The organism is Deinococcus sp. Marseille-Q6407 (assembly GCF_946848805.1).
GTDB lineage: Bacteria > Deinococcota > Deinococci > Deinococcales > Deinococcaceae > Deinococcus.
The window spans coordinates 412,973-438,674 of sequence record NZ_CAMPFU010000002.1; the positions used below are offsets into that span (position 1 = coordinate 412,973).

24 protein-coding genes are annotated in these 25,702 nt (G+C 65.1%); 11 read left to right on the plus strand and 13 right to left on the minus strand.

All coding sequences use genetic code 11. From position 1 onward, the window contains the following. Positions 1 to 54 precede the first annotated feature (54 nt). On the minus strand, positions 55 to 1,242 hold the full coding sequence (locus tag OCI36_RS04025; protein WP_261663786.1) for a MalY/PatB family protein: 1,188 nt from the start codon (positions 1,240 to 1,242) through the stop codon (positions 55 to 57). A 55-nt stretch (positions 1,243 to 1,297) separates the two neighbouring features. Here OCI36_RS04025 and OCI36_RS04030 point away from each other — a divergent pair, with 55 nt between their 5' ends. From OCI36_RS04030 to OCI36_RS04040, 3 genes are read left to right on the plus strand one after another with little or no spacing between them, the layout of a single operon-like run. After that, positions 1,298 to 2,008 (plus strand): 5'-methylthioadenosine/adenosylhomocysteine nucleosidase, encoded by a 711-nt coding sequence (locus OCI36_RS04030; RefSeq protein WP_261663787.1) that lies wholly within the window; start codon positions 1,298 to 1,300, stop codon positions 2,006 to 2,008. Further along, positions 1,998 to 2,750: an RluA family pseudouridine synthase gene (locus OCI36_RS04035; RefSeq protein WP_261664375.1), complete on the plus strand. Its 753-nt coding sequence runs from the start codon at positions 1,998 to 2,000 to the stop codon at positions 2,748 to 2,750. Before OCI36_RS04030 ends, OCI36_RS04035 begins: the two co-directional genes overlap by 11 nt. Positions 2,751 to 2,779: 29 nt before the next feature. Then, on the plus strand, positions 2,780 to 3,853 hold the full coding sequence (locus tag OCI36_RS04040) for a lipid II:glycine glycyltransferase FemX (protein ID WP_261663788.1): 1,074 nt from the start codon (positions 2,780 to 2,782) through the stop codon (positions 3,851 to 3,853). Between the two features lie 113 nt (positions 3,854 to 3,966). On the opposite strand, the gene OCI36_RS04045 is transcribed toward OCI36_RS04040, so the two are convergent. Next, a complete protein-coding gene (locus OCI36_RS04045; RefSeq protein ID WP_261663789.1) occupies positions 3,967 to 6,459 on the minus strand; it encodes a S8 family serine peptidase in 2,493 nt (830 codons plus the stop codon). Beyond that, complete coding sequence (locus tag OCI36_RS04050) at positions 6,459 to 7,943, minus strand: carboxypeptidase-like regulatory domain-containing protein (RefSeq protein WP_261663790.1); 1,485 nt, start codon at positions 7,941 to 7,943, stop codon at positions 6,459 to 6,461. The genes OCI36_RS04045 and OCI36_RS04050 overlap by 1 nt, the downstream gene beginning before the upstream one ends. Before the next feature lie 250 nt (positions 7,944 to 8,193). Between OCI36_RS04050 and OCI36_RS04055 the strand changes: the two genes are divergently transcribed. Beyond that, a complete protein-coding gene (locus OCI36_RS04055; RefSeq protein ID WP_261663791.1) occupies positions 8,194 to 8,718 on the plus strand; it encodes a hypothetical protein in 525 nt (174 codons plus the stop codon). A 58-nt stretch (positions 8,719 to 8,776) separates the two neighbouring features. Here the strand turns inward: OCI36_RS04055 and OCI36_RS04060 are convergent, their stop codons facing one another. Both OCI36_RS04060 and cas5 read right to left on the minus strand, forming a co-directional pair. Continuing rightward, entirely contained in the window at positions 8,777 to 9,292 is a 516-nt protein-coding gene (locus OCI36_RS04060; protein WP_261663792.1) for a hypothetical protein, read from the minus strand. A 361-nt stretch (positions 9,293 to 9,653) separates the two neighbouring features. Next, the gene (gene cas5 / locus OCI36_RS13410) at positions 9,654 to 9,779 is read right to left on the minus strand and encodes a CRISPR-associated protein Cas5 (RefSeq protein ID WP_409996714.1); all 126 of its coding nucleotides are present in this window, start codon (positions 9,777 to 9,779) and stop codon (positions 9,654 to 9,656) included. 19 nt (positions 9,780 to 9,798) lie between these two features. Between cas5 and OCI36_RS13415 the strand changes: the two genes are divergently transcribed. Beyond that, positions 9,799 to 9,933 carry a hypothetical protein gene (locus tag OCI36_RS13415; protein WP_409996715.1) on the plus strand — a complete coding sequence of 45 codons (135 nt, stop codon included), beginning with the start codon at positions 9,799 to 9,801 and terminating at the stop codon, positions 9,931 to 9,933. A gap of 172 nt (positions 9,934 to 10,105) precedes the next feature. Continuing rightward, positions 10,106 to 11,485 carry a tRNA (N6-isopentenyl adenosine(37)-C2)-methylthiotransferase MiaB gene (gene miaB, locus OCI36_RS04070; RefSeq protein ID WP_261663794.1) on the plus strand — a complete coding sequence of 460 codons (1,380 nt, stop codon included), beginning with the start codon at positions 10,106 to 10,108 and terminating at the stop codon, positions 11,483 to 11,485. 94 nt (positions 11,486 to 11,579) lie between these two features. Here miaB and OCI36_RS04075 read toward each other — a convergent pair whose 3' ends face one another. Together OCI36_RS04075 and OCI36_RS04080 are read right to left on the minus strand one after the other, a co-directional pair. Next, positions 11,580 to 13,157: a phosphoenolpyruvate carboxykinase gene (locus tag OCI36_RS04075; RefSeq protein WP_261663795.1), complete on the minus strand. Its 1,578-nt coding sequence runs from the start codon at positions 13,155 to 13,157 to the stop codon at positions 11,580 to 11,582. 333 nt (positions 13,158 to 13,490) lie between these two features. Continuing rightward, positions 13,491 to 14,861, minus strand: a complete 1,371-nt coding sequence (locus tag OCI36_RS04080) for a hypothetical protein (protein WP_261663796.1) — start codon at positions 14,859 to 14,861, stop codon at positions 13,491 to 13,493. A 164-nt stretch (positions 14,862 to 15,025) separates the two neighbouring features. Here OCI36_RS04080 and recN point away from each other — a divergent pair, with 164 nt between their 5' ends. From recN to OCI36_RS04095, 3 genes are all read left to right on the plus strand, one after another. Then, positions 15,026 to 16,699: a DNA repair protein RecN gene (gene recN, locus OCI36_RS04085; RefSeq protein WP_261663797.1), complete on the plus strand. Its 1,674-nt coding sequence runs from the start codon at positions 15,026 to 15,028 to the stop codon at positions 16,697 to 16,699. A 102-nt stretch (positions 16,700 to 16,801) separates the two neighbouring features. Next, positions 16,802 to 17,875 carry a protease complex subunit PrcB family protein gene (locus OCI36_RS04090; RefSeq protein ID WP_261663798.1) on the plus strand — a complete coding sequence of 358 codons (1,074 nt, stop codon included), beginning with the start codon at positions 16,802 to 16,804 and terminating at the stop codon, positions 17,873 to 17,875. 58 nt (positions 17,876 to 17,933) lie between these two features. Continuing rightward, entirely contained in the window at positions 17,934 to 18,779 is an 846-nt protein-coding gene (locus tag OCI36_RS04095; protein ID WP_261663799.1) for a shikimate dehydrogenase, read from the plus strand. Between the two features lie 25 nt (positions 18,780 to 18,804). Here OCI36_RS04095 and OCI36_RS04100 read toward each other — a convergent pair whose 3' ends face one another. From OCI36_RS04100 to gap, 6 genes are all read right to left on the minus strand, one after another. Continuing rightward, the gene (locus tag OCI36_RS04100) at positions 18,805 to 19,599 is read right to left on the minus strand and encodes a Cof-type HAD-IIB family hydrolase (RefSeq protein ID WP_261663800.1); all 795 of its coding nucleotides are present in this window, start codon (positions 19,597 to 19,599) and stop codon (positions 18,805 to 18,807) included. Between the two features lie 123 nt (positions 19,600 to 19,722). Next, a complete protein-coding gene (asnS, locus tag OCI36_RS04105) occupies positions 19,723 to 21,054 on the minus strand; it encodes an asparagine--tRNA ligase (RefSeq protein ID WP_261663801.1) in 1,332 nt (443 codons plus the stop codon). Between the two features lie 90 nt (positions 21,055 to 21,144). Continuing rightward, positions 21,145 to 21,876 (minus strand): triose-phosphate isomerase, encoded by a 732-nt coding sequence (gene tpiA / locus OCI36_RS04110; RefSeq protein WP_261663802.1) that lies wholly within the window; start codon positions 21,874 to 21,876, stop codon positions 21,145 to 21,147. Between the two features lie 9 nt (positions 21,877 to 21,885). Further along, positions 21,886 to 22,257: a nuclear transport factor 2 family protein gene (locus tag OCI36_RS04115; protein ID WP_261663803.1), complete on the minus strand. Its 372-nt coding sequence runs from the start codon at positions 22,255 to 22,257 to the stop codon at positions 21,886 to 21,888. A gap of 5 nt (positions 22,258 to 22,262) precedes the next feature. After that, positions 22,263 to 23,435: a phosphoglycerate kinase gene (locus tag OCI36_RS04120; protein ID WP_261663804.1), complete on the minus strand. Its 1,173-nt coding sequence runs from the start codon at positions 23,433 to 23,435 to the stop codon at positions 22,263 to 22,265. 71 nt (positions 23,436 to 23,506) lie between these two features. Continuing rightward, the gene (gene gap / locus OCI36_RS04125) at positions 23,507 to 24,502 is read right to left on the minus strand and encodes a type I glyceraldehyde-3-phosphate dehydrogenase (protein WP_261663805.1); all 996 of its coding nucleotides are present in this window, start codon (positions 24,500 to 24,502) and stop codon (positions 23,507 to 23,509) included. A gap of 179 nt (positions 24,503 to 24,681) precedes the next feature. Here gap and OCI36_RS04130 point away from each other — a divergent pair, with 179 nt between their 5' ends. Both OCI36_RS04130 and OCI36_RS04135 read left to right on the plus strand, forming a co-directional pair. After that, a complete protein-coding gene (locus OCI36_RS04130) occupies positions 24,682 to 25,197 on the plus strand; it encodes a DUF2946 family protein (protein ID WP_261663806.1) in 516 nt (171 codons plus the stop codon). Between the two features lie 10 nt (positions 25,198 to 25,207). Then, a complete protein-coding gene (locus OCI36_RS04135; RefSeq protein ID WP_261663807.1) occupies positions 25,208 to 25,696 on the plus strand; it encodes a YcnI family protein in 489 nt (162 codons plus the stop codon). Positions 25,697 to 25,702 lie beyond the last annotated feature (6 nt).

Genomic DNA, 25,702 nt, shown 5'->3' on the forward strand with positions numbered 1-25,702 from the left:
TCTTCACCCTCCAGTGTACCTGTTGACCTTCTGCCCGGCTGCGGGAGCCGGGAGTTACTGGGCCAGCGCCCGGCTCAGCCGCTCCAGCGCCTCACGCAGCACTGGGCGCGAGGTGGCGAAATTCAGCCGCACAAAGCCCTGGTAGAGCTCGGCTTCCTGTGGGATGGTAAAGGTGGCGCCGTCGTTCAGGGCCACGCCCTGCTTAATCAGGTAACCCTGCATTCGCTGGGCCTGGGGATGGGCCCGCAAGTCCAGCCAGGCCAGGTAGGTGGCTTCGGGGGGGTAAAACCGCACCAGCGGTTCGCGGGCAGCCCACTCGCTGACCAGTTCGCGGTTGCCGTGCAGGTATGCCAGCACCTCAGCCAGCCAGGGCTGAGCGTGGGTCAGGGCCAGTTCCCAGGCGCTCACGTTAAAGGCCGAAACCTGTCCCAGCAACCCGCCCACGGCGCTCTGCACCCGCGCCAGCAGTTCCGGGGTGCGGCTCATCATGGCTCCCGAACCGATGCCGGCGATGTTGTAGCTTTTGCCGGGACCGGTCAGCACCAGGGTGCGGTCGGCAGCCGCCGGCAGCGAGGCGAAGGACCGGAACTCGGGCGAGCCGGGGTAGCGCAGGTCGGCGTGCAGCTCGTCCGAACAGACGATCAGGTCGTGCCGCTGCGCCACTTCGGCCAGCCGGGTCAGCTCCTCGGCAGTCCAGACGCGGCCGGTGGGGTTATGGGGATGGCACAGCAGCAGCAGCCGGGTGTCCGGGGTCAGCGCCAGCTCCAGCGCTTCCCAGTCAATCTGCCAGCTCTGGCCGTCGTCCAGCAGCGGTGCGCTGTGCCACACCCGGCCCTGATTCTGCACCGCCATGTGAAAGGGCGGGTAGGTGGGCGTCAGCGCCACCACCCCTTCGCCGGGCGCCGTGAATGTGGCCACCGCCGCGTAGAGGCCCTGTACCACCGAGGGCATCAGCCGGATTCCCTCGCCGCTCAGGTCCGGCACGCCCTGCTCGGCCAGACGGCGAATCAGCAGCTGCCGCAGCCGGCTGTCGGGGCTGCCGGTGGGGCTGTAGCCCAGTGGGGCACGCAGCCGTTCTTCCAGGGCAAGGCGCAGTTCCTCCGACACCGGCAGGTCCATGTCGGCCACCCACAGCGGCAGGGCTTCGGCGGGGTAGGCCGTCCATTTCAGGCTGAGGGGATGCCGGATGTTTTCGGCGTGCAGGGCGTCGAAGCGGTGGGGACTCTGGGAATCGGAAGCCATACCCCATCATAGGCCCCGGCGCCGGGGGCCTCCCGGCCCAGGTACACTGTGGGCCATGATAGCGATCATTGGCGCCATGGACGAAGAGATCGGCCTGCTGCGAAACCTGCTCGAAGAAGCGACCGAGGACACGGTGCTGGGCGTGACCCTTTACCGTGGCCAGCTCGAAGGCGTGCCGGTGATGCTGACCCAGGGCGGAATCGGCAAGGTCAACGCGGCCAAGACCGCCACCGTGCTGCTGCTCCAGGGCGCCACCAGCGTGATCTTTACCGGCGTGGCCGGCGGCGTTCACCCGGCCATGAAGGTGGGCGACCTGGTGGTCAGCACCGACCTGATTCAGCACGACGTGGACGTGACGCCGCTGGGCTACGACCTGGGCACCATTCCCGGTGAACCGGCCAGCTGGGCGGCCGACGTGCATATGCGTGACCTGGCCCTGACGGCCGCCGAAGCGGTCAGCGCCGTGCAGGTGTACGAGGGCCGTATTGCCAGCGGGGACCAGTTCATCGCCTCGGCCGAGGGCTCGGCCCGCCTGCAGGCTTACGGTGCCCACTGTGCCGAGATGGAAGGCGCGGCTGTGGCGCAAGTCTGCGCGGCAGCGGGGGTGCCCTTCGTGGTGATCCGGGCCATCAGCGACACTGCCGACCACGAGGCCCGGGTGGATTACCCCACCTTCTTCCCGCAGGTGGCCCAGCACGCGGGCGCGGTGGTGCGCGGCATGGTGCGCCGCCTGGGGGCCGAACAGCTCTTTGCCCGTGGAGGCTGAGCCGGGCCCGTCCGGGACGCGGCCCCGCCTGATTCTGGAACATCCCGACTTTTACGCCCTGCACAAGCCGGCGCTGTGGCTGACCCATCCGGTGCAGTCACACGGCAGCAGCCGCGCCCCGGACGTGGTCAGTTACTGGCAGGCGCAGACCGGCGAGCCGGGACTGGGGCCGCCCCACCGGCTGGACCGGGAGACGTCCGGCCTGCTGCTGCTCAGCCGCGACCCGGAGTCGGCGCGGCGCTTTTTCGTGCTGTTCAAGCAGCACCTGGTGTCCAAGACCTACCAGGCCATCGTGCGCGGCGAGCCGGCCTGGAACGAGCGCGAACTGGACGCGCCGCTGGGTGAGCTGGGCCTGGGCGGCGGCAACCGGATCATCATGCGTCAGGCGGTGGTGCCGGATGGCCGCCCGGCAGCTACCGCTTTCCGGGTGCTGGAACGCCGCGCCGGCCACAGCCTGATCGAAGCGCGGCCCCGCACCGGCCGGCTGCACCAGATTCGGGCGCACCTGTATCATCTGGGCCTGCCGTTGGTGGGCGACAAAATCTATGGCCCCGAGCGGGACGCTTTCCTGGAATTCCGCGAAACCGGCCAGACGCCGGAACTGACCCGCCGGCTGGGCATGGCCCGGCAGGCCCTGCACGCCGCCAGCCTGCATTTTCCCTGGGACGGTGCCCAGGTGCGGCTGCGCGACCCGCTACCGGCCGACATGCAGGCGTTCTGGGACGGGCTGGCAGGCGCCTGAACCATGCCTGCGCTGCTAGAATCGGCGCTGTGTCTACCCCGATTCAGCTGATTCCTGCCACCGACCCCCAGGCTTACAACGACGTTGTGGCCGCCATGCCTCTGAGCAGCCCCCTGCAGGGCTGGGGCTACGGCGAGGCCCGGCGGGTGCTGGGCCAGCAGCCCGAGCGTTACCTGCTGCGGCGCGGCGAGGAAACGGTGGGCGCGGTGCAGCTGATCCGCAAGCGGCTGGTGCCGGGCTTTTCCACCCTGTACGCGCCGCGTGGCCCAGCTATTCTGGACACTGACCTGCTGCCCGCTTTCGGCCAGGCCGTGCAGGCGGTGCGCCGCCCCACCGACGCCCTGCTCAAGATCGAGCCCCCGCTGATGATTCCGGCCAACGACGACAGCCACCCCATTCCGGGGGCCTTCGGTCCGTTCGAGCGGGCCGCCACCGAGCAGCCCGAACACACCATCATCAAACACCTGGGCCCCAGCGAGAAAGACCTGTTCTCCGACCTGCACTCGATGGCGCGCCGCAACGTGCGCACCGCTGAAAAGCGCGGCGTGATTACCGGCCGCGACACCGACTTCGAGGGCTTCTGGGAAATCTTTACCGCCACCAACGAGCGGGCCAAGTTGGGTTCTTTTCCCCGTGCCTACTACGAAACCATGCTGCGTGAGGGCAACCGCTACGGCGGCGAGAGTTATTTGGTGCTGGCCCGGCACGAGGGCCGCGCGCTGGCCGGCGGCTTCTTCCTGGCGCTGGGCGACACCACCTGCTACCTCTATGGCGGCAGCGTGCGCGACGAGCGCCCCACCGCCGACGGCTCGCCGCGCAAGGACGCCAAGGCGCCCGATTCCTTCTACTGGAACGCCCTGCTGGACGCCAAGGCTCACGGCTACCGCATCTTCGACTTCTGGGGCATTCCCCGCGAACTCGACGAATCTAAGCACTCTTACGGCGTGTTCAAGATGAAGCTGAAGTTCTCGGAAGAGCGGGTCTGGTTTCCTGCCTACGACCTGCCGCTCAACGCCGCTGCTCCGGTCATCACCAAGGCGCTGCGCTGGCGCAAGACCCAGAACAACCTGCGCAAGCGCGGCACCGCCGAAGACGTGCTGTGAGCCTGACCTGAGCTTCTGCTCTGAAATGACGCGGCAATAACAATAAAAAGAAAAAGGCCCCGGCAGAGAGTCGCCGGGGCTTTCTCAGGTGTGAGGGGCGCGGGGGAGAGTCCTTACTCGGCGGCGTCCTGACTTGCGGCAAAGCTGATGATGTACTTGCCTGTGCCCTTGCCGTCGTAACCACTGGCCGCGACATAGTAATCGCCGTCGGCGGGGACTTCAAAAGTGATCAGCGAATCTTGGTCGACGAAGTCGTCGTTGGTGGCCAGGACCTTGCCATTGGCGTCGAACAGGCCCAGCAGCAGGTCGGGCTCGCCCTTCTTGTAGCTCAGGGTGTCCACCACCAGGTGCTGACCGGCCTTCAGGCTGACCCGGAAAGCGTCGATGTCGCCGACCGGATCAACCGTGGCGTCAAAACTCTGGCCCATGGCCGCCTTCACGGCCCGGCTCCAGTTCACGCCGCTGAAAGTATCTTTGTCGACCTTGCCGCCTTCGTTCTGTTCGGGCGCGGTGCCCTGCCACTGCGTCAGCGTCAGCAGGTACTTGTTGAACGCTCCGCCATTGGCCTGATCGGTTACTTCGATAAAGTAGCGGCCGTCTGCCGGCACCCGGAAGGTCAGCGCCGAATCTTTGAGGTCGGCGCGGAAGTTGGCGTTGCTGGCCAGTTCTTTGCCGCTGGCGTCCAGCACCCGCAGGCGCGTGTCGGGTGCGCCCAGCGTGGTCTGGGTGGCGATAAAGGCCTGCTCGCCGCCGCGGCCCTCGAAAGCGTAGAAGTCCTTGTCGCCTTCACTCAGCACGGCGTTGACAGCCGCGCCGTAAGTGATGGCATGCGCCTGTTCCAGCGTATCGTTGGGCTCGTTGGCGTCACGCGGCAGCCGCACGTCCAGCCGCACGGTGCCTTGCTCGCCCAGGTGAACAGTGTCGCCGGGGTTCAGGCGCACCTGCGCCACATTGCTGCCGGGGGTGATATTGGTCAGAATCGGGCGCGGCCCGCTGGCAAACAGCTGGTACTGGCCGGCGTCAATCTCGTAGAAGCTGGCGTGTCCGGAGGGATATGCGAAAGCCCCCGAGGACGACTGCCCGTACAGCAGCTGATCCGGGCGGCGCTCCGAGCCTTTCATGGTCACGCCCACCAGCGGAATACCGACTTTGGGGTTCTCGGCCGCCACGAACCGCATGTCCAGGCTGGCGCCCTTGACCACCTTGCGGGGTGCGTCGTCCAGGGCCATCTGCACAGCCCGGTCGGTCCGCACGATGCCGTAGCCCAGATCGGTGTTGTAGCGGCCACTGGGGTTGTAGGCGGTGTCTTCCAGAATGTGGCGCACCTGCGCCGGAGTCAGGTTCACGCGGCCGACCGTGCCGTCGGCGTTCTTGTCGGCGGCGGCGGCCAGAATCAGGGCGGCCGCACCGGCTGTGGCCGGGCCAGCGAACGAGGTGCCGTTCACGTAGGCGTATTCGTTGTTGCTGGGGTCGTTGATGCGGCTGCGGGTGCCGGTCACCCAGATGTTCTCACCGGGCGCGGCTACGCTGAGGTGACTGCCCCGGTTGGAAAAAGTAGTGCGGGTATCGGTCGCCGTGGTGGCCGCCACCGAGATGACGCCGGGCACCCAGGCTCCCGAGGACGCGCCGGTGGTGGGGGTGTTGCCCGCCGAGGTCACGAAGACCACCCCGTGCTGCAGTACGTACTGAATGCCTTCGCGCAGCACCTGGGCGTAGTTGTCGCCGCCAAAGGAATAGTTCACGACGTCCACGTAACCGTGGTGGCCGGCCGGGGTGTCGCTGTCGCCCTGTTCGCCCGGGGCTTTGCCGTCGGGGCCAGTCACGGCCCAGACAAAAGCGTTGGCCGAATCCCAGTAGGAGGCGCCGGTGCCGCTGTGGGTGATGGTCATCGGCACGATGCTGGCGCCCGGGGCCACACCCGCGCCGCCGATGCCGTTGTTGCCCACCGCCGCGGCAGTGCCGGACACCCAGGTGCCGTGCTGGCCCACGCCGTCGTGGGGGGTTTCGGGAGTGATCAGGACCTTGTTGGGGGCGTCATAGCCGGGGTAAGCGATGTTGGCCGCCAGGTCAGGGTGGTGGCGGTCAATATCCTCGTCGGCCACCCCGATGCGGATGCCTTTGCCGGTGGTGGTTTTCCAGGCGTCGGCGGCGTTCATGTTGCGCAGGAACCACTGGTAGCCGATTTCAGGGTCGTTCATGCCGCCGTAGAGGCTCTGCGCGCCCAGCGGCTTTGTTGCCGTACTTTCCGGCTCGGCCGGCTTGGTGGCGATGTAGTTGGGTTCCGCGTAGGTGACGCCCGGAACCGAGCGCAGCAGGCTGGCGGCCTTTTCCAGGGTCCAGTCCTGTGGCACCTCGATCAGAATGGCACTCAGCGGGCCGCTCTGGTCAATCAGGCGGGCATTCAGCGTGCTCAGAACCTGGTTCACGTCGCTGCCGGGCTCCAGGCCCACAATCAGCTGCTGGCCGACATGGTCGCTGCCCGGCTGCACGGCGGGGGCCGATTTGCCGGGTGCGGGCGCCGGCTGGTGGGCGGCCGGTTGCTGTCCGCAGCTGGCCAGCAGCAGCGACAGTCCCAGGAATCCAGCGAATCTCTGGCGGTGATTCATCATTGTCCTCCTCCGGTCACGAATTCGTTCACCGGTCCTGATTTGGCGGCATAGAGGCCGTATACGTTGAAGTAATCAGCGGCGATAGCGACGGCGTTGCCAGCCTTATTGGTGGTGATTGAAGCCAGCTGCCATTCATAGGCGTGGTTGGGCTGCAGCTGCGGCTGGCTGGCTGCGCCGTCGAAGTTGTACACCGCACTTTGCTGGTTCACGACGCTTTTGCTGGTCCAGGCTCTGGTGTAGCCTTCAGCCTGCACGCGGTCCAGCACGATAACGCTGCTCCGGGTGACATCACTGGCGCCCTGACTGGTCCAGGTAAAGGTGGGGGTCAGGCTGACGCCGGTCTGTGCCTGGGCTGGCGAGACCAGCTGCACGCTATAGCGGCTCAGCGGGGTGGTGCTGCCCGCTTCGGATTCGGCGGCTGCACCGTCTGCCGCATCACTGACGGCACGTACCTTGTAGAACACTTCCCGGCCGGCGGCCAGCTGCGGACTGGTATCGCGCATCATGAACCGGTCGCCGCCCTGGGCCACCTGCTTTGGTGCTGACGAGAACACCTTGGTAAAGTTCAGGTTGTCAAACGACCGCCACAGCTCGAAAGCGCGCGGCAGATCCTTGCTGGGATAGCTGAAGCGCACATCCACCCACAGCGAAGCGCCTTCGGGCGCGGCCAGAGGCGTCAGATCCTCACGGCCCAGAACGCCGGCTTGCAGGCCGCTCAGCTGCGCCATCAGGGCTTCGCGGGCGGCAGGCTGCAGGCTCTGTGGACCAAAAGTCAGGTTGTCGGCAAACGTGACCGCGTAGGGGCTGACCTTTTCGGGGGCCACCGCCGGCTTGATGTTCTTGGCCGAAAGCACGTTCAGCGGCTGAATCAGGTGAACTCTGTTGTTGTTCAGGTCGTAGGCCACCACATGCAGGTTCACCTTGCCCTGATAAAGCGCCAGATCCGAAGCCTTGAAGCTAAAGGAAGTGGTGCCGTCGCGCGGATTGCCGAACAAGGTGCGGGTCAGGCCAGCATTCAGGTAGCCGCTGGTGCCGCCGGGCACTTCCAGAGTGGCGATGCCGGTCTTGAAAGTGTTGGTTTCCGGGCTGGCTGCCTGAACGGTAACGCCGATGGTGATGTCCTCACCGTAAGTCTCCAGAGGCTGCCCAGGCTTCAGCGGTTCCCAGTTTTTGGGGTTGGCGGGGTCACCCCGCAGCACACTCAGGCTCATGCTCGGCGCTGCCGTGGTGGCCGTCTGATCAAACACCGGCCGCAGGATTTCGTCAATTTCGGTGGTTTCGGCTGTGTTTAGCCCTGCCACGCGGGTACTGGCGTATCCCGGCTTACTGATGTTGACTTCGGCCAGCCCTTTGGGTGCGCTGACCGTGAAGTGACCACTGGCGTCGGTCTGGGCGCTGCCGCCCCCCTTGACGGTTACGGTAGCACCGGCCACCGCCTGCTGGGCGCGGCCCTCGGCCACCGACCCGGACAGGGTCATCATCTCGGCTGTCGGCTGATCCGGCTTGCTGGGTGAGCCTCCGCACGCGCTCAAGGCTGCGGTCAGACCCAGGGCCATTGCTGCATATCTTCTCTCCATATTCCCTCCTCTTTAGTATGAAAGTGAAATGATATTAGCATAAAGCAGCTTTGGAAGCGCATTTATATAAATTTCTGCACCCGGTCCAAAATGTAACCTTTACCCAGGATGGGATGAATAGACAACCTGCTGAACTGTCCACTAGCCTGTAGCCATGGACAATGTGTATCCCGTTTTGCTAACCATCCACAGCTGGATTCGCTGGCTGGTGCTCCTGACGGGGCTCTGGGCGCTGATCAACGCCTTTATGGGCATGCAATCGCATGGCCCCATGACCTCCCGCGCTCCCTTTTCGGCCTTTATGGGCAGCCTGCATGTACAGGTGTTGCTGGGTATCGCTCTGTTTGCGGTGATGGGCATGAGCGGTATGGCGCCTTTCCCGGATGGCCCCCGCTCGAGCTTTGGCTGGGAACACCTGGGCATGGCCCTGATTGCGGCTGTATTCGCTACCCTCGCCAACCGCGCCAGCAAGCCTCCCCGCGGCGCCGTGCCCCCAGTCACCCCGGCCGCCGTCCGTGCAGACGGCACTGTGGCTCCGGCCCCCGCCGCCGCGCCGCTGGCAACCAACGACGCCGCTCGCTGGCGCAATACCCTGATCTGGACGGTGCTGGCCTGGATTCCGCTGCTGCTGCTGATTCCTTGGTGGCGCCCCATGCTGCGGATGCTGGGCGCACAGTAAAATAGGAAAGTCATAAAAAAAGCCCCCAGCGAAGGAGGCTTTTTTATAGGCTGAAGGTTTAAAGCGTTGTGCAGCTTTGCATTACAGGGAATACGTATTGTGAGTAAGCAGGGTTCATTACAGTGTTTCCGGAGGCATCAACAGCTCGAATACCTAAATTGGTATAGCCAATAACGTTTACATTAGGCAAGTTAGGAGCTGGATTAACCACAATGCTCAGAGGTGCCAAGACATCTTTACCGAAAGTAAAGGGAATAGCCGCTTGCCCACCCTGATTGATATTGGCGACCTTATAGGTGGCCAACTTGAATTCTTTGCGAGTCTCTGTGCCGCGAGCCCACAATTCTAAGTATTGGGTACCAGGAAGCCACTGCACATTGGTGGTGACTTTCGTTTCACGATCGTCACATATCACATAATGTCCAGAAGTAATCACTTTGTCAGTACCGGCAATCCGCACGTCATGCGACAAGGTGTAGTTAGTCGTAGGAGGTAAGTTGTCATTTACGCCAGCTCCCCCACAGCTTGCCAGCACACCGGTCAGGCCCAGGGCCATCAATGCAATCTTTTTCATATCGCTATCATGCCCTGCCAAGCTGACGCTTAAATGACTGGGCGTTTAAAAGACGTGAGGAATCCTCAAATGTGGGAATGGTCTCAGGGTCTCATCCCCCGTCAGGTACGGCGCTTTAGGGTGTGGGCATGATGAACTGCAAATGGCCGGCCTTGCTTCTGGCCCCGGCGCTGCTCAGCGGCTGCACCGTGCTGGGCAGTAGCCTGACGCCTTATACCCCTCTGGAAGCCCGCTACAGTGGGACTTATGAGGGCCAGCTGAAGGGTCTGACCGGCGAATCGGCCGCCCGGCTGGTGATGACGGTTTCGCAGAAAAACGGGCAAGCGGCCGGCGTACTGACCAACCTGCGCAGCAACAAGAGCTATACCTTCAGCGGCGAATTTATTCCGGTGGGTGAGGGCGACGGTTCACTGAGTGCCCGGTTGTTTGAAAAAGGCAACCGCCACGCGGCCAATCTGACCGCCAGCCTCAGCCTGAATGGCGGCACCGCTCAGCTGCAGGGACAGGTGCGCACGGTGGTGCTGGGGCAGCAGGTGATGAACTTTGACCTGACTCTGCACCGGGTCAGCGAGCAGGGCCAGCCGGCTACGCCTGTGCCCACGTCTGCGCCCGCATCGCTGCCTGCGGCCAGCACCTTCTGAGCCTCTCTGGCAACTAAAGGTGGCGGCAGCGGGCAAGTACCGACTGTTTTGCAGTCACAGGCGCTAAGATAGGACTCTTGCCGGCTCCGGTGCCTCTGGCCAGATGAGCCAGGCCCGGGCCCCCGGCCAGCTGCGGCCCCGGAATCCATCCGGTCAGCCCCGAGGAGAAAAGATGAAAGCACATGTCGTTACGTACGGCTGCCAGATGAACGAGTACGACACCCACCTGGTGCAGTCACAGCTCGTCAGCCTGGGCGCCGATCTGGTTGAAGATATGGACAGCGCCGATTTCGTGCTGCTGAACACCTGCGCGGTGCGCGGCAAGCCGGTGGATAAGGTCCGCAGCGTGCTGGGCGAGCTGCGCAAGGCCAAGCAGCGCCGCCCGCTGGTGGTGGGCATGATGGGTTGCCTGGCCCAGCTGGAAGAAGGCCAGCAGATTGCCCGCAAGTTCGAGGTGGATATTCTGCTGGGCCCCGGCAGCCTGCTGGACATCGGCAAGGCGATGGAGAGCAACGAGCGTTTCTGGGCGCTGAACTTCCGCGACGACCTTCACGAGCATATTCCCCCGGCGCCGCAGGGCAAGTTGCAGGCTCACCTCACCATCATGCGTGGCTGTGACCACCACTGCACCTACTGCATCGTGCCCACCACCCGTGGCCCGCAGGTCAGCCGCTCGCCCGACGACATCCTGCGCGAGCTGGATATGCAGCTGGCGGCCGGCGTGCGTGAAGTGACGCTGCTGGGCCAGAACGTGAACGCTTACGGTGTGGACCAGGGCGCCCGCCTGGCCGGCTACCCCAGCTTTGCCGACCTGCTGCGGCTGGTGGGGCAGAGCGGGATTGAGCGCATCAAGTTCACCACCTCGCATCCCATGAATTTCACCGAGGACGTGGCCCAGGCGATGGCGGAAACCCCGGCTGTGTGCGAGTTTATTCACCTGCCGGTGCAGAGCGGCTCCGACCGGGTGCTGCGGCGAATGGCCCGCGAGTACAACCGCGAGAAGTACCTCACCCACATTGCCCAGATTCGTAAGCACATGCCCGATGCCGTGCTCTACACCGACATCATCGTGGGCTTTCCCGGCGAAACCGAGGAAGATTTCCAGCAGACCCTGAACCTCTACGACGAGGTGGGCTACGACAGTGCCTATATGTTCATCTATTCGGCCCGCCCCGGCACCCCCAGCTACAAGCACTTCACCGACCTGCCGCGCGAGGTCAAGACCGAGCGGCTGCAGCGCCTGATTGCCAAGCAGAAGGACTGGAGCATGCGCAAGTTCGCCGCCAAAGTGGGCACCGTGCAGGAAGTGCTGGTCCGCGGCGACGCCCACACCCCCGGTTTCCTGGAAGGCCACACCCGCGGCCAGCACCCCACCGTGGTGCCCAAAGCGGTGGGCGCTGACGGCGCTGGCATCTATCAGGTCAAGATTGACCATGCCACGCCACATATGCTGTACGGCAAGATTGTGGACGCTCAGGGCCGGCCGCTGGAGGAATTGCCCCAGTGGACCCCTGAAGCGGCGGCCCTGAGCACCCCTTTGCAGATGATCTGAGCTTTTGCCGCCTGCTGGGCCGGTATACGTCCACAATCAAAAAGCCCCAGCCAGAGCGGCTGGGGCTTTTTGATTGTGACGCGAAGGAAAAACTTCAGCTGTGGTCGGGCATCGAAGCGGTCACTTCCGGCTGCACGCCGGCTTCAAAGCGCTTGAAGTTCTCGCGGAACATGCCGGCCAGCTTCTTGGCGGTGGCCTCGTAGGCTTCCTTGTCGGCCCAGGCGTCGCGGGGGTTCAGTACCTCATCCGGCACACCGGGAACGTGGGTGGGAATGCTCAGGCCGAAGTAGGGCTCGGTGACGAATTCCACGTCGTCCAGCTTGCCTTCCAGCGCCGCGTTGATCATGGCGCGGGTGTGGCGGATGCTCATGCGCTTGCCTTCGCCGTACTGCCCGCCGGTCCAGCCGGTGTTCACCAGCCAGACAGCCGCGCCGTGCTCCTTGACCTTCTGGGCCAGCAGTTCAGCGTACTGACCGGGGTGACGCGGCATAAACGGTGCCCCGAAGCAGGTGCTGAAAGTGGGCTGCGGCTCGGTCACGCCCTGCTCGGTGCCGGGAATCTTGGCAGTAAAGCCGGAGATGAACTGGTATTCCATCTGCTCCAGCGACAGCCGCGAAATGGGCGGCAGCACTCCGAAAGCGTCGGCGGTCAGGAAGACCACGTTCTTGGGGTGGCCGGCGATGCTGCCCGGCTGGATGTTGTGAATCTGCTCAATAGGGTAGGCGCTGCGGGTGTTCTCGGTCAGGCTGCCGTCGTCCAGGTCGGGCACACGGTTTTCGTCCAGCACCACGTTTTCCAGCACCGTGCCGTAGGTATGGGTGGTGCGGTAGATGTCTGGCTCGGCTTCGGCGTTCAGGTTGATGACCTTGGCGTAGCAGCCGCCCTCGAAGTTGAACACGCCCTTTTCGGTCCAGCCGTGCTCATCGTCCCCGATCAGCCGGCGGCTGGGGTCGGCGCTCAGGGTGGTTTTGCCGGTGCCACTCAGGCCGAAGAACAGTGCCACGTCGCCGTCCTCGCCCACGTTGGCTGAGCAGTGCATCGGCATCACGCCGCGCTCAGGCAGCAGGTAGTTCAGCACCCCAAAGATGCCTTTCTTGTTCTCACCGGCGTACTGGGTGCCGCCCACGATGATCATCCGGCGGCCGAAGTTCACCAGAATAAAGGTGTCGCTGCGGGTGCCGTCCACGGCCGGGTCGGCCTTGAAGCTGGGGATGTTGAGCACAGTCCAGTCGGGCTCGAAACCCTGGCGTTCCTCGGCGCTGGGGCGCACGAACATGTTGTTCACGAACAGCGAGTGATAGGCCATTTCCTGAATGAACCGCACCTTGATGCGCTGCTCGGGGTCGGTGCCGGCATAGAGGTCCTGCACGAACAGTTCCTTGTCCTGCGCGAAGGCCAGCATCTTGTCCAGCAACTTATCGAACACGTCGGCGCTGATCGGCTGGTTGAACCCCTGCCACCAGACCATATCGCGGGTCTGATCGTCCTCCACGATAAAGCGGTCCTTGGGGCTGCGGCCGGTCTTGTTGGTCTGAACCACCAGGGGACCGCCCTGGGCCAGCTGGCCTTCGCCCCGGCGCAGCGCGGCTTCATACAGTTCGGGAACCGTAGGGTTACGGTGCACTTGGCTGGATTTGAGCAGGTCGTCGATGCGGGATTGTGATGCAGTCATAGAATTTCCTCCGGGGGTTGCCCAGCAGCGGCCGCACGCAGTCTCTGAAGGTTCAGCGCCGGGAGCGTCATGCTGGGAAACTGTACCTGTGCCAGGAACCCAGCGCCGGGGCCTGCCTGTGCGCTGTCAAGAGACTGCACGGCTTATGGAAGCCTCTTTTCGCAGCCTGCTGCTGAACTGATGCTTCTATTGTGCCGCAAGTGTGTCCAGATAACAAACCGACTTTTGTCACGCTGTAGGTACGGCCAGGGGCGGCGAAGAAGGGCAACAGACAGTAAAAACCCCGCCTTGTGGGCGGGGCCTTGCCATTTGAAAGGAAAGAGGATTTAGAGATCAGGCGTTCGGGGTGTTGCTGACATTGCCGTTGCCGTGTTTGTCATCCTTGGCCTGGCTGCCCTTGTCCTGATCGTTCTTGTGGTCGCTGCCCTGATCAGCCTTGCTGGCCGTAGCGCCGTCACCCATGCTGGCCGGCGCCTGGGTCCCGGTCTTGGGGTTACCGCTGTCCTTGGAGGCGTCGCCGGTCGCGGCCACGCTCTTGTTGGCGGTCGGAGCCGGCTGGGTGCTGGGCTTGGGTCCTTCGATCCACAGTTCGCCCACGCTGGCCTTGAAGGAGCGGCCTACCCGTTTCAGATGATGACGGGCGTCGGGCGAGACTTTTTCTACGCCTTCCAGCACAGCGGTGCGGGCTTCAGGAAAGCGGGCCAGGGCCACAGCGCCGGCGCCCAACAGCCCCAGCAGGACAGTGCCGCTGCTCAGGCCACCGCCCTGGGAGCGGGCCTGACGCTTCTGCTTGCGCACGTCCTTTTCGAACTGCGCGAATTCACGTTCAGCCATCTTCTGCAGCGGGGCCACCTTCTTGTCAATGGCGCGTTCCAGCTTGGCAGCGTTCCACTTGCGCTTGGTCTGGCGCAGTTCGCGCTCCGCTTCGCGGCGGGCACGGCCCAGGTCACGTTCCATGTGGCGGCGGCGGTCTTCGAGCTCGTCACCGCTGCGGTTCAGGAAGCCCAGGAAAGCGCCCTGGAGATCGTCCAGCTGGTCTTCGCCCTGGCGGGCAACCTGGCGTGCTCCCTTGCGCACCTTGCGGGCTTTTGCCTCGCCCTGATCGGCCAGGCCACGGGCGGCGCTGCGGGCACCGTACAGGGCGTCGTCTCCCTGATCCAGCAGCTGCATACCGGCGCGGCGAGCACCCCGGCGAGCCTGGAAGAGGGCGCCTTCACCCTGATCCGCCAGGTCGCGGGCAGTGCTGCGGACACCGCGGCGGGCACCGTGCAGGGCATCTTCGCCCTGGTCCAGCAGCTGCATGCCGGTGCGGCGGGCGCCCCGGCGAGCCTGGAACAGAGCGTCTTCGCCCTGGTCAGCCAGCTGGTGGGCACCGTGACGGGCCTGGAAGAGGACATCTTCACCCTGGTCAGCCAGGTTGCGAACAGCGCTGCGGGCGCCGCGGCGCACTCCATGCAAGGCGTCTTCGGCCTGCTCGGCGCCGTCCTGCCAGCTCTGCTGCACGTTGTCCACCAGGCGGCTGGCCTGTGCGGCGGCGTCGCTTACGGCCGGCACCACTTCTTCTTCCAGCAGGTCGCGGCCCTGATCGTAGGCAGAGCGGGTGGTGCCCACCACGCGGTCACGCAGGTTGCGGTCCAGCAGCAGCGCTGCCAGGCCACCCATCAGAACCAGGTTCGATGCGGAGATTCCAGATTTTTTAGCCATGTCTATCAACTCCTTTAACGCTGCCAGTCTAGACCATCATTGTGCTGGGGCGTTGAATCTCTAAGCTTCTTTTTAAGCGTTTCTTTCCGGATGAGGCAGCGCCGGCCCGGCCAATGTGACCGCCGCGTTGCCGCGGGAGGAGGCCCCTACGTTAAACTGTGAGGGTGAATCGCCCTGCGGCCCTGACCCCTTCTCTGACCCGTCTGGAAGTGCAGTCGCTGGCCACCATCGAAACGCTGGAACTGGAACTGGGCGGCGGCCTGAGCGTGTTTACCGGCGAGACGGGCGCCGGCAAGAGCATCATTGTGGACGCCCTGGGCCTGCTGCTGGGCGAACGCGCCAAACCGGACCTGATTCGCCGCGGCGCCGAGCAGCTGCTGGTCACCGGCTTCTGGGACGGGGAAGACGGCGAGGCCATCAGCTCGCGCCGCGTCAGCCGTCAGGGCCGCTCGGTGGCCCGGCTGAACGGCGAAGTGGTGGCGGTGCGCGAGCTGTCGGGCTGGGCGGCCGAGCGCCTGACCATTCACTGGCAGCACTCGGCCGTAACTCTGCTCTCGCACGCAGCGCAGCGCCGGCTGCTGGACCTGCGCAGCGTGGCAGCTGCAGAGGCGTACAGCGCGGCCTACGCGGCCTGGCAGGCGGCAGCAAACCGGCTGGAGCGCCTGCGCACCGGTGAGCGTGAGCGGGCGCGGTTGCTGGACCTGCTGGAATATCAGGTGGACGAGATTCGTGCAGTGGCGCCGCAGCTGGGCGAGGAGGAACCCCTCACTGCGCAGCTCTCTCGCCTGACCCATCAGGAGGCTATCGCCGGCGCGGCGGCTGGCACCCTGGACCTGCTGGCCGACGGCGAGGTCAGCGCCGAAGGTCTGATGCAGGCGGCCATCAAAACCCTGGCCGCCGGCGCCCGGCATGATCAGGCTTCCGAGGACCTGTTAGGCGAGCTACGCACAGCGCTGGACGGGGTGGCCGCCCTGATTCCCGAGCTGCGAGACATTGCCGAGGCCAGTGCCCCCGACCCCGAGGAAGTCGCCAGAATCGAGGAGCGGCTGGCGGCCCTAAGCCGCCTGAAGGCCAAATACGGCCCCGAGCTGAGCGACGTGCTGGCTTTCGGGGACGCGGCTGAGGGCGAGCTAAACGAACTGAAACAGGACCAGGCAGACGCCGGCGACCTGGAAGACGAAGTGGAGCGGCGATTTGCGGCCGTGCAGCAGGCCGGGCAGGCGCTGGATCAGGCCCGTGAGGCGGCGGCCGGCCCGCTGACCGAGAGCCTGCTGGCCGTGATCCGGCAGCTGGGAATGCCGCACGCCCGGATGGAATTTGCCCTGACCCCGTTGCCACAACCCGCCGCCAGTGGACTGAGTGACGTAACCCTGCTGTTCAGCGCCAACCCCGGCGAGAATATGGGCCCGCTGGCTGAGGTGGCTTCGGGCGGCGAGCTTTCGCGGGTGATGCTGGCCATCAGCACGGTGGTGGGCGCCGAGACGCCGGTGGTGATCTTCGATGAGGTGGACGCCGGGATCGGGGGCACGGCCGCAGTGGCGGTGGCCGAGCAGCTGGCGCAGCTGGGCCGGGAGCGGCAGGTGATGGTGGTCACCCACCTGGCCCAGATTGCGGCCCGCGCCGACCATCATTACCGGGTGGAAAAAGAAGTGATAGACGGCCGTACGGTCAGCCGGGTGCGACGACTGGACCAGACCGAGCGCGAGGCCGAACTGGCACGGATGCTGGGTGGACAGACCTCCGGGGCTGCCCTGGACCACGCCCGCGAACTGCTGGCCGGCGGCGCTGTGACGGCGGCCAGCGGGCGCCGTCGCTCTGCCCGGTCACGACAGGGTTAAAAGTGGTTCGTGGATGCCGTCATACGCCTGGATGGCAGTCAGCTAAAGGTGCTGCTAAGCACGCTTCAGCTGGCCGTCACCTGGGCGCCCTATGCTGAGCGTATGACTCGCAAGACTGGAATGATGATGGCCGCCCTGAGCGTGGGCGTTCTGAGCGGCTGCGCCGCGACCGGCCCCTCCGGCCTGTCGGTGCACGAGGCGCTGGTGTATGGCGGCGGGCAGCAGCGCCTGGCCTGGGTCTATGGCGACTTGACCCCGGGCAAGGAAGCCCAGGTCAGTATCGAAGGGCAGCCGGTGCGCCTGACGGGGCCCGGCCAGGCTGGCGGCGCCCTGCTGGTCAACGGCAGCTCCACCTACCGCGGCACCCTCGATACGGCGGTGAATCAGCCCAAGGTGGTCCGGAATGCACGCGGTCTGTTCGATGTTTCCAGCGCCGGTGGCATCACCGAGCTGTACTACACCGACGGCCGCAGTTGGTTGCGGCTGAATGCCACCGCTGGCTCCGGCATCAGTGCCCGCCCAGCCAGTGGCCTGCAGGGCGCCGGCGACCTGACCGACTCGGAAGCGGCGGCTCTGTCGCAGGCCCTGTCCGGCCAGGGCGCGCTGGCAGTGGGCGTATTGTCGCCCAGCAGCATTCCTGACCGCCGCCTCTCGGTGGAACCCCAGCCGCAGGAACACCGCCTGACCGCCCTGAGCGTGGCACGGGTGGAAGGTGCGGCAGCTCCTAGTCCCGCTCCCACCACGCCGGCCCGTCCCGGCACCACGCAGCCTGGAGGCACCGTGAACTATTCGGTTCTGGATCAGGGAAATAATGCCGCTGCCAGCGGCCCGACCGTTCAGGTGGCGACCACCGCTGCCCAGGCCGAGGCACTGTACGCCCTGGCTTACGGCCGTCAGTCCTCGCGCCCCAGTGCTCCCAGCGTCACGGGCCGCACCCTGGTAGGCATCTTTATGGGCACCCGCGCCACCGGGGGTTACTCGCTGGAAGTGCGCTCGGTCAGCATGAACGGTGGCCAGGCTACGGTCGAAGTGCGCGAAAAGACCCCACCTGTTGAAGCCTTGACCACTCAGGCGCTGACCAGTCCCTGGATCATCGTGCAGCTGGATGGCCGCTTCAGCGACGTTCAGGTGCAGGGCCTGGGCCGCAGCGCCGGTATCAGCGGCTCGGAAAGATAACCTCAACTTATAATGACTGGCCCGCCCCTGTGGCGGGTTTCCTTTTGCTACTGATCTATTGCGCGAATTACATATAAAAGAGGGAAGTTATAATAGCAGCTATGCCCCCTTCTGCTGCCGCCTTCCCACCGCTGCTGGGCCTGCTGGGCTACGGACCGGCCACCGCACAGGCGGACCGGCCACCGCACAGGCGCTGCGCGATCTGGGCTATCTGGCCCTGCCGCTGCCGGCGAGCGACCTGAGCGAATCTCTGGCTGCGGCGCAGGTGCTGGGGCTCCGTGGCGTGCTGATTCATCCAACCTATGAGGAGCAGGCTCTGCTGACCGTACAGCCCGATGAGGCTGCGCAGCAGGCCAGACGGGTGGACGCTGTCGCCCTGCCCAGCGGTCTGCTGGCCGCCGGTTCCCAGGGTACCCACACCCTGGCCGAAGCCCTCAGCGACGTGGTCGAGGCTGCCCGCTACGTGGCGCAGGGTGTCAGTGCGTTGGTAATCGGCCACGGCTCTGATCTGGTGAATGCCTTGCCCCTGACGCGGCTGGGGCTGGCGCAGGTGGGCTTTGCTGCCGACAGCCTGCCGGCCGCCGAACGACTGAAGCGAGAAGTGCCCGCCGTCACAGCTGCATACGTCCTGAGCCGGCGCGACCCCGCTTTGCAGACCCTCGCCGAGCGTGCCAGCCTGATTGTGGTCACTGGGGGTCTGCTGCCGGCTGGAGTCCTGCAAGCGCATCACACCCTGCTGGACCTGACCGGTCGGCTACCGGCCAGCGCGGCTGCTCACCGCCTGGAACTGAGTGACCTGCCGGCCCTGCGGCTGGCGCGGCAGCTGACGTATCTAACCGGGCAGCAGCATTCGCCCGCTGGGCTGGCCGCGCTGGCACAGGCGGTTCAGAGCGAACGGGGCTAAAACGGGGCTAAGCAGTGGCTACAGCTTAGAGCTGCCGGGCCAGCGCCAGCGCTTCCAGCAGACCGCCTTGATCCACATGGCTCACCTGATGCCGCGCCGCTGCTTTGACGACCGGCTCGGCGTTGCCCATCGCCACCGGGTGACCCACCACCGCCATGGCCTGCAAGTCGTTTTCTCCGTCTCCAACCATCATGCTGCGCTCCAGCGACAGCCCGTAAGTTTCGGCAATCCGCCGGATGGCACTGCCTTTACTGATACCCGGTGCCGTCATGGACACGAACAGTGTTTCGGTCATGCGCGGGCTGCCGGCCGGATGCAGCGCCACTCCAGCCGGCGTGATGGCCTTCGCCGCCTCCAGTTCATCAGGACGCACCAGCCACTGGGCCCGGACCAGCGTACCTGTCAGTTCCTGCGGCCATAGGGGAGGGAAGGGGACCCCCAGCAGCGCGGCGTGATCGCGGGCCTGCGCGTCTCGCAAGGTCGAAGCGTAGCTGAGGTCGCTATAGATTTCCAGCAGGTATCCGCTCTGCTGGGCCGCTTCCAGCAGCGCCGTCAGGGCGTCCTGCGGAAAGGGGCTGCTCAAGCTCTCGCCGTCGCTGACCCGCACCACCGAAGCCCCATTCTGAAACACGTGCCAGCCGTCCGGCTGCATTCGCTCGGCATACTCCCGCGCTTTGCCGAAAGCCGGCCGCCCACTGCACAGCACCAGCCGGATGCCGGCCGCCCGGGTTTCTTCCAGCGCTGCCCAGACATCTGCCCGCACCTCGTTGTCACTGCCGACCAGCGTGCCGTCTACATCAATACAGACCAGATCTAACATCCCGACAGTGTAGGGCAGCCGCTGAGATTCGGTCTTAGTAAGCTTATTACATAATAAGGCGTCATTTAAAAGAAGCCCTCCCCACTACAGCAGGGAAGGCCCAGTGTTGCCCTCAGCTCTGGCTCAGGGGAACATCCGGTTCAACATCCGCGGGAACGGAATTGCCTCGCGGATATGGTCAATGCCGGTGACCCAAGCCACGAAACGCTCCAGGCCCATGCCGAAGCCGGCGTGCGGCACCGTGCCGAAACGGCGCAGGTCTAGGTACCAGTCGAACGCTTCCAGAGGCAGCCCGGCGTCCTCAATCCTGGACTTCAGCAGGTCGTAGTCGTGGATACGTTCGGAGCCGCCGATGATCTCGCCGTAGCCTTCCGGTGCAATCATGTCGTCGCACAGCACCACCCGGGGGTCTTGGGGATCCGGCTGCATGTAAAAGGCCTTGAAAGCCGCCGGGTAGCGTTCCACCATTACCGGCCGGTCAAAGTGAAAGCCCAGAATGGTCTCGTGCGGCGCGCCGAAGTCGTCGCCCCATTCCACCGGCTGCACGTCCGGCTGCACGTTGTCCGGCAGGTCACCTTCCTCAATGTGCCGGCGGATAATCTCCAGTGCTTCGGTGTAGGTGACGCGGGGATAGTTGCCCTCGGCGGCTGGCTCCAGCTTGGAAATGTCGCGGCCCAGCAGTTCCAGCTCCTGGCGGCACTCGCTCAGCACCCGGCGCACCAGGAACGACACGAAGCGCTCTTGCAACGCCATGTTGTCCTGATGAGTGGCGGGGGCCACTTCCGGCTCCACCATCCAGAATTCCAGCAGGTGCCGGCGGGTCTTGGACTTCTCGGCGCGGAAGGTGGGCCCGAAAGTGTAGACCTTGCCAAAGGCCAGCGCGCCCGCTTCGGCATGCAGCTGCCCGGTCTGCGAGAGATAAGCCTTGTCCTCACCGAACAGGTCGATCTCAAACAGCTCGGTGGTGCCTTCGGCGGCGTTGGGCGTAAAGAAAGGAGCGTCGAAACGCACAAAGCCTTCCTGACGGAAGAACTCCACAATACCGCTCTGCACCGAGTCGCGAATCCGCATCACAGCCCAGGGGCGGCGGTGCCGCAGGTGCAGGTGCCGGTGGTCCAGCAGAAAATCAATGCCGTGTTCCTTGGGGGTAATCGGGTATTCGCCCACCACCTCGGCCAGCGGGGTCAGGCTCCGCACGCTGATTTCCACGCCGCTGGGTGCGCGCTCGTCGGCCCGCACCTCGCCGGTCAGCTCCAGCGACTGCTCCTGGCTGAGCCGCTTGGCCGCCTCAAACACTTCCTCGGAAACGTCACCCTTGAACACCGTGCCCTGCACGAACCCCGAGCCGTCGCGCAACTTGAGAAACTGAATCTTGCCTTTGCCGCTTTTGCCTTGCAGCCACGCTGTCAGCGTGACCGTCTCACCGATATGGCCTGGGAGGTCAGAAATTTGCATCTCTGCAGTATAGGAAAAGGCAGGGGAGGCAGTGAGAAAGCCGGGGAACTGTCCCAGCCGTTTTCTCACTGCCTCCCCGCTGGGAAAGCTTTACTGCAGCGCTTCGTTCATCGCCAGCACGTCGGCCGCCTTGAGGCTGGCGCCACCCACCAGCGCACCGTTCACGTTGGGCTTGCCGCAGATTTCCGCGATGTTGGCAGGCTTCACGCTGCCACCGTACAGCACCCGGATGCCGTCGGCCTGCCCAGCGTAAGCGTCCCGCAGCGCCTCACGGAGCGCGGCGGCCATTTCCTCGGCGTCGTCGGCGGTGGCCGTCTTGCCGGTGCCGATGGCCCAGACCGGCTCATAGGCCACCACCACGTCAGCACCCACGCCTTCCAGCGAGCCCCTGAGCTGCTGCAGGGTGTAGGCCACGTGCTCGCCCTTCTCGCGCACGTCCAGGCCTTCGCCCACGCACACAACCGGGGTCAGGCCGCTGGCCTGCGCCTGCGCGGCCTTGGCCGCCACCACCGCATCGGTTTCGCCGTGGTACTCGCGGCGCTCGGAGTGGCCCACGATAGCGTAACGGGCGCCGATCTCTTTCAGCATCGCGCCGCTGATCTCACCGGTGTAGGCGCCGCTTTCATGCTCGCTGATGTCCTGGGCACCGAAAGCCACGCTCTGTGGCAGCTCGGCGGCCAGGGTGGGCAGATCGATGGCCGGGGCCAGCACCGCCACTTCGGCGTAGGTCTGGTGCAGCCCGCTGCGGAGTTCCTCGGCCCAGGCTTTGGCCTCGGCGGGGGTCTTGTTCATTTTCCAGTTCAGGGCCAGTAGGTTGTTCATGTCGTCTCCTCAGATGGCGGCGCGGAAAAAATAGGTGGTGCGGTGCCGGATTTTGCCGCCTTCAACCCGGTACACATCGGCGAAGCGCTCGTTCAGGTCGGCGCCGTCCCGGCTCTTGCCGGTGAACACGCCGCGCGAAATAACCACGCCCTCACCGCTCGCCACGTCCTCGACCTGATGGGCTCCGGAAATGATGATGCGTTCGTCGCGGTAAAAGGTGGTCAGGCGTTCCAGCCCTGCCAGCGGCTCATAGCCGGGCCGCTCGTAGACGGCGTCCGGCGCGAACACCTCGCCCAGCGCCCCGAAGTCGCGGCCGTCAATAATCTCGAACAGCCGCCGTACCAGGGCGTGGGCTTCGTCCAGCGGGACCTGGTTTCCCACATCGCTCACCGCATGGCCTCAACGCCGGGCAGCTGTTTGCCTTCCAGCAGTTCCAGGCTGGCGCCGCCGCCGGTAGAAATGTGGCTGACCTTGTCCGCGTAGCCGCTCTTGTTGATGGCGCTGACCGAGTCGCCGCCGCCGATCACGGTGTAGGCGCCCTGAGCCCCCAGTTCGCCCACCGCTTTGGCCACCGCGTTGGTGCCGGCCGCAAAGGCTTCCATCTCGAACACACCCATCGGGCCGTTCCAGAACACGGTTTTGGCGCCCTGCAGCGCTTCGGTGTAGGCGGCGCGGGTATCGGGGCCGATGTCCAGGCCCATCCAGCCGTCCGGGATTTCGCCGGCCGGCACCACCTGCGTCTGGGCGTCGGCAGCGAACTTATCGGCGGCCACCGCGTCACTGGGCAGCAGCAGCTTATCGCCGTATTTTTCCAGCAGGCTCCGGGCATAGTCCAGCTGGTCGTCTTCCACCAGGCTGCTGCCGATCTGGCCGCCCTGTGCCTTCAGGAAAGTGAACATCATCCCGCCGCCGATCAGCATCCGGTCCACCTTGGGCAGCAGGTTCTCGATCACCTTGATCTTGTCGCTCACCTTGGCGCCGCCGATAATCACCACGTAAGGGCGCTCGGGGGTGCCGGTCAGTTTGCCCAGGGCGTCCACTTCGCGCTGCAGCAGTAGGCCGGCGGCGTGCGGCAGTTTGGCCGCCACACCGCTCACCGAGGAGTGGGCGCGGTGGGCGCTGCCAAAGGCGTCCAGCACGAACGCATCGGCCAGGGCGGCCAACTTGTTATTCAGCGCAGCGTCGTTCTTTTCCTCGCCGCTCTCGAAGCGCACGTTGTCCAGCAGCGCCACTTCACCGGGCTTCAGGTCACGGACCGCCGCAGCCACTTCAGCGCTGCCGGGCAGGCCCTCAACAAACTGCACCGGCCGGCCCAGATGCTTTTCCAGCACCGGGGCGATGCCCCTGAGGCTGTATTTGTCCTCGTAGCCGTTCTTGGGCCGGCCCAGGTGGCTGGCCAGAATCAGGGCGGCGCCGCCGTCCAGCAGCTGCTGCAAGGTGGGCAGCGAAGCGGTGATACGGGTGTCGTCCTCCACCTTGCCGTCCTTGAGGGGCACGTTGTAATCCACGCGCACCAGCACTTTCTTGCCGCGCACATCCAGGTCATTCAGGTTCTGCATCTTTCACCTCATGAAAAACGGCCGGCAGCAGACGGCAAAAGCCACCTGCCGTCAGCCGCCGGTCGGAAAATTTACTGGCCCTTGCTCTGCACCAGCTGGGTCAGGTCGGCAATGCGGTTGGAGTAGCCCCACTCGTTGTCGTACCAGCTGAAGAACTTGACCAGGTTGCCCATGGCCATGGTCAGGCCACCGTCGATAATGGCACTGTGGGGGTTGCCCTGAATGTCGGTCAGCACGATGGGATCTTCGGTGTATTCGATGATGCCCTTGTGCGAGCCTTCGGCAGCCTTGCGGAACACGTCGTTGACTTCCTCGGCGGTCACGTCACGGCTAAGAATCACGGTCACGTCGCTGATCGAGCCGGTGGGGGTAGGCACGCGCAGCGAGGTGCCGTCGAACTTGCCCTTCACGGCCGGGTACACCTGAGCCACGGCCTTGGCGGCGCCGGTGGAGGTGGGGATGATGTTGATCGCGGCGGCGCGGGCGCGGCGGGGATCCTTGTGCGGTGCGTCCAGAATGTTCTGGTCGTTGGTGTAGGAGTGCACCGTGGTCATGATGGCCTTTTCGATGCCCAGGGCTTCGTCCAGCACCTTCATGGGCGCGGCCAGCGAGTTGGTGGTGCAGCTGGCGTTGGAGATGATGTGGTGCTGCGCGGGGTCGTACTGGTCTTCGTTCACGCCCAGCACGATGGAGATGTCCTCGTTCTTGGCCGGTGCGGTGATGATGACCTTCTTGGCGCCGCCCTGCAGGTGCTTGCTGGCACCCTCACGGTCGGTGAAAAAGCCGGTGGACTCGACCACGATGTCTACGCCCAGATCGGCCCAGTTGATCTTGGCGGGATCACGCTCAGCCAGCGCCGTGATCTTCTTGCCGTTGACGGTCAGCGACTCGTCGTCGTAGCTGACTTCACCGTCGAACTTGCCGGCGGTGGAGTCGTACTTGAGCAGCGTCGCCAGCGTTTTGTTGTCGGTCAGGTCGTTGATGGCGACCACGTCCACGCCGCGGGACTGCAGGATACGGAAGACCAGACGGCCGATACGGCCAAAACCGTTGATACCTACTTTCATGTTTCCTCCTGTGAGGGCGCTCCCTCCACGGGACCGGGATCTGTACCACATGTCAATTTTCGGGGAGAGCGGCCCCTTGACTAAGAGTGTACCCGACAATGTTCAGACAGAGGTCACTTGCGCCTCCAGGCCATTCAGAGCTGCGCGGGGACAATCTTCACCGCGCCGCACCCTACACTTTGCCCCAATGCGCCGCCTGCTCCTGCTGTGTCAGCCTCAGCTCCGCCGAATCCGGCGGCGGTGGCGTCAGCAGCGAAGGCAGGTGCTGGGCGCGCTGCTGGCACTCCTGGCTGCTGGCACTCCTGGCCGTGCTGGGCGGCGCCGCCTTTCAGCTGCGCAGTGGCGACGGCCTCAGCCCCGAGCTGTACGCGGCGGCGCAGGCCCACCCTCTGGCCGCGGCCGAACATGCTGGCCCGCACCACGGCGATCATCAGGGCCAACACAGCGGGCATGACCACGGCGCCCACTGTCCTTTTTGCGTGACCCAGGCGTTCGGGGAGGCGGCCAGCCCCCTTATGTTGCAGCTGCCGCCCCCGGACCCCCTGCCGGCCGCACCGCTACAGCAGCAGGCGGCTGCCCGCGCCCTGCCGCGCTGCGCCGACGCCCGCGCGCCTCCTCTGGAAAAAGAACCGACGGCCCAGCTGCCTGCTCTGAGCGACAGCACTCGGCTTTCCGCCCTTTCTTTTTTCCTTTAAGGAGCCCACCATGAAACGAACCCTAACCCTTTTGTCTCTGGCCGTCCTCAGCGCTGGCAGCGCCCTGGCGCACACCAGCTTGCAGGTGCAGTCCGCACCGGCCGGCAGCATCTACCGCGGAGTGCTGCAGGTGCCACACGGCTGCGGGGCCGCCGCGACCCGCACCGTCCGGGTGCGGATTCCGCAGGAGATGTACGGCGTCAAGCCGATGCCCAAGCCCGGCTGGAGTCTGAAGACGGTCAGCGATGATCAGGGCGTCCGCGAGATTGTCTGGTCAGGCGGCAACCTGCCCAGCGAGTGGTACGACGAATTCGTCTTTCGCGGCGCTCTGGATCCTGACCTCAAGCCTGGCACCGCGCTGTATTTCCCCGCTGTGCAGGAATGCCGGGGCAGCCGCGCCGAATGGACCGATACCTCCGGCCACGAGGACGCCGAGTTCCCGGCTCCCCGGCTGACCGTTACCGCCGCCCCGGCTGCACCGGCCGGGCACCACCACTAAGGAGAA